The organism is Kitasatospora sp. MY 5-36 (assembly GCF_001182915.1).
GTDB lineage: Bacteria > Actinomycetota > Actinomycetes > Streptomycetales > Streptomycetaceae > Kitasatospora.
Window position 1 is genome coordinate 1 of the sequence record NZ_LFVW01000884.1, and the last position, 3,587, is coordinate 3,587.

3 protein-coding genes and 1 pseudogene are annotated in these 3,587 nt (G+C 76.6%); 1 reads left to right on the plus strand and 3 read right to left on the minus strand.

The window, feature by feature from the left end; translation table 11 throughout:
* On the plus strand, positions 1–1,401 hold a 1,401-nt coding region (locus tag AE652_RS37710), incomplete at its 5' end, for an ABC transporter permease (protein ID WP_049659808.1).
* A 46-nt stretch (positions 1,402–1,447) separates the two neighbouring features.
* Here the strand turns inward: AE652_RS37710 and AE652_RS37715 are convergent.
* The 3 genes and pseudogenes from AE652_RS37715 to AE652_RS37725 form a co-directional block, all read right to left on the minus strand.
* Complete coding sequence (locus AE652_RS37715) at positions 1,448–2,581, minus strand: sensor histidine kinase (protein ID WP_159028678.1); 1,134 nt, start codon at positions 2,579–2,581, stop codon at positions 1,448–1,450.
* A gap of 267 nt (positions 2,582–2,848) precedes the next feature.
* Positions 2,849–3,349, minus strand: a complete 501-nt coding sequence (locus AE652_RS37720; RefSeq protein ID WP_049659810.1) for a MarR family winged helix-turn-helix transcriptional regulator — start codon at positions 3,347–3,349, stop codon at positions 2,849–2,851.
* Between the two features lie 51 nt (positions 3,350–3,400).
* Positions 3,401–3,587 (minus strand): annotated as a pseudogene (locus AE652_RS37725) (FUSC family protein); the annotation flags it as partial.

The following is a 3,587-nucleotide window of genomic DNA, read 5'->3' on the forward strand; positions in this document are numbered from 1 at the left end:
CGCCGGGCCTCCCGGGTCGAACCCACCCGGGCGCTGCGCGACGCCTCGACGCCGCCGACGCGGATCGGCCGGCTCCGTGCCGGCCTCGGACTGGCGACGCTCGCCGTCTGCGGCGTGGTGCTGGCCCACTCGACGGGCGGCCGCGACGGGGCCGGTACGGCCGAGGGCATGGTGGTGCCGCTGCTGCTCGGGGTGGCCCTGCTCGGGCCGCTGATCGGCCGGGTCGCCGGTGTGGTGATCGGCGGGCCGGTGGGCCTGCTCTTCCCGGTCGCCGGGTTCCTCGCCTCCGCCTCCCTGCGGGCCCAGCCCCGCCGCTTCGCGGCCGCCGTCACCCCGCTGGTGCTGGCGGTGGCCTTCAACGGCAGCATGCTGCTCGTCCCGGTCGTCAAGGCGCAGGCCGGCGCCGCCGAGGAGGGCCGGCGGCTGCTGGCCGACCACGTGGCCCAGGCGAGGGGCATCGGACTGCCCACGGAATTCACGGAAGCCGTCCGCGGGTTGCCCGGCGTCGCGGCGGCCGGCGGCCTGGTCCCCGGCTTCGTCATGGTGTCCTCGGGCTCCGCGGCGGACGGCGGCGGCGCCGCCGGGGCGGACGCCCGGATCGTGGAGCCGCAGGGGCTGGAACAGCTGCTCGACCCCGGGGTGACGGCCGGCTCGCTGGACCGGCTGCGCGGCGAGAGCATCGCCCTGGGGCAGCGGACGGCCTCCCGCCTCAAGGTCGGCGTCGGCGCCCCGGTCCGGATCCGCTGGGCTGACGGCAGCGACAGCACCGCCACGGTGGCGGCCGTCTACGAGCGCGAGGACCGCTTCGCCGACGCGTTGCTGCCCACCGGATTCGCCGCCGCCCACCTGCCGGACCTGCTCGCGGCGACCGTACTGGTCCGCACGGCCCCCGGTGCCGACCCCGGGCAGGTGACCCGGGAACTCCAGGGGCTCACCCCGGCCTACCCGATGGCCCGGATCAGCGACCGGGCCGACTACGACGCGGCACGCCGGCACCAGCAGGAGGCGGCCACCGCGGTGGCCCGGCTGCTGCTCGGCGTCATCAGCCTGTTCACCGCCATCTCCGTCGTCAACACCATGGTGATGGCCACGTCCGAACGGCTGCGCGAGTTCGCGCTGCTGCGGATGGTGGGGACCACGCGCCGCCAGGTGCTGCGGATGATGGCCTGGGAGGGCGGGATCACGGTCGCCGTGGCACTCCTCCTCGGCGCGGCGGTCACCGCCGCCGTCCTGGTCCCGGTCGGCCTGGCACTCGGCGGCCCGGCCTGGCCCGCGCCGCCCGGGAGTTGGGTGGCCGCGGTGCTGGGCGGGGCGGCGCTGCTGGGGGCGGGCACCGTCCTGCTGACCACCTGGCTGGCGCTGCGGCGGGAGCCGACCGAGGCGATGGGGATGCGCGAATAACCGGGCCGCGTGGACCTGTCGGCCGTACCGGGCAGGCGGACCGCGGTCAGGCGGCGCGGGCGGCCGACCGGGCGGGCGCGGCCTCGACGACGGCCGCGAGGTGGAACCAGCCCGCTCCGTCCCGCTCGGCGGTCAGCCGGCCGTCGACCGACCGCAGCCGCTCGGTGAGGTTCCCGATGCCGCGCCCGTCGCCCGGTTCGCGCGCTACGCCGCCGGGTTCGCCCGGACCATCGCCCAACTCGCCTTGCACGTAGCCGGGTTCGTCCGGAACGCCGTCGTTGGAGACCACCAGGCGCACCGTCCCGAGGTCGTCCCGGCCCGCCCGGATCGCGCAGCGCCGGGCCGTGCTGTGCCGGAGCAGGTTGGTGACCGCCTCGCGCAGCACGGTGGCCAGCACCGCGTCGAGTTCGGGCCGCAACCCCTCGCAGTCCAGGTCGGCCTCGACCTCGATCCCGGCCGCCCGCAGCGTCGCGACCGCCGAACGCGCCTCCCGCGCCAGGGACATCCGGACGTCGCCGCTGGAGAGCCGGCGGGTGTCCGCCATCGCCTGCCGCACCAGCGCCAGCACCTCGGCGAGCTCCGCGCGGGCCCGCTCCGGGTGCTCCGCGGCCAGCCGCTCGACGAGCTGGCACTTCAGCGCCGCCACCGAGAGGCTGGAGCCGAGCAGGTCGTGCAGGTCGCGCGCGAAGCGCAGCCGCTCCCGGTCCACCGCGAGCTCGGCCAGCTCGGTCCGGGCCGCCCGCAACTCGGTGATCAGGTCGGCGAGTCGGGCCACCCCGTACACCACGATGCCACCCACGACGATGGACACCGACGCGTTGACGCACTGGCCGGTGCTCCCGCCCAGCGCCGCGCAGAGCGGGTACTGGGCGACCACCAGCGCGGCGGCCAGCGCCCAGGAGCGCGGCGCCGCGACGGTCAGCAGCACCGATCCGGCGAACGAACCGGGGATGCCGACCCACGTCCCGTCGAGGAGCAGGAAGGGCAGGTAGGTGAGCACCCCGTGGGCGACCAGGCTCCACGGCCACCAGCGCCGCGCCAGGCGCCACGGGCCGGCGTGCCCGATCTGGAAGCCGAGCAGGACCAACAGGAGGGCGACGGCGGGCAGTTGGTAGGCCAGACCGTCGTGGTTGCGGACCGTGGCCACCGCCGAGGCGGCACAGAAGCCGACGGCGGTCATGACCACGATGCCCCGGGTGAGCCGCGCGAGGGGGTCGGCCGAGCCGCCCGGGCGCTTCGGCCGGAGACGATCGCCGCCGGTTCGGTCCGCGCTGTGGCCCAAGGGGAGCTCCCGGTAGACGACTCGACACGCCGCACGCGACGTACGGAGCCCGCTTCGTACCCGACGCGCCCCCGTACACCGCACCGCGAGCATACGTTCCCACCGGAGCAGCGCCGTTGACGCTTCGTCGGAGTCCGTCGAGCCGGCAGCCGGGGCCCCGTCGGCTCAGCCCGGGGTGCGGCCGATCGTCCCCTCCAGGCTGTTCAGCAGGCCGCTGAGGGCCTCGGCGAGCCGGTCCTGCTCGGCGGGGGTGAGGCCGGCCAGCAGGGCGCGGTCGTGGGCGACCAGCTCCTGGATCAGCCCGTCCACCAGGGTGCGGCCCTGCTCGGTGAGCGCGAGGTGGGCGACCCGGCGGTCCCGGTCGTCGGTGCGGCGGCTGACCAGGCCTCGCTCCTCCAGCAGCCGCAGCCGCTTGGTGACGGCCGCGCCGGAGGCGAAGCTCTCCCGGGCGAGCTGGGTGGGGGTCAGCTCGCGGTCGAGGCGGAGCAGGGCGCCGAGGATGTCGAACTCGGCGCGGGTGAGGCCGGCCCGGGTGAGCGGGTCGGGGGTCTGCTGGAGCAGGGCGGCGCAGCGGTTGATCCGGCCGAGGACGGCGATCGGACCGGTGTCCAGCCCCGGGTAGGCCCGCTCCCACTGGCGCAGCACACCTGCGACGACGTCCTCCACGCGTGCTGCTCCCGTTCTGCGGCCTGCCGGTCGGCTTCGACCCTGTCGATCCTAGGGCGTGTCCGGCTGGTCCCCTCGGCCCCGGCGTTGCAGCAGGGCGGCCAGCAGGTGGTGGGACCGCTGCTCGGTGGCGGCGGCGCGCTGGTGCGGGAGGGCGGGGCGGCGCCACTCGCCGGCGGCGGTGTCGGTGGCCTCGCGCAGTTCCAGCAGCGCGGCGGCGAGGCCGGTGCGGGCGGCG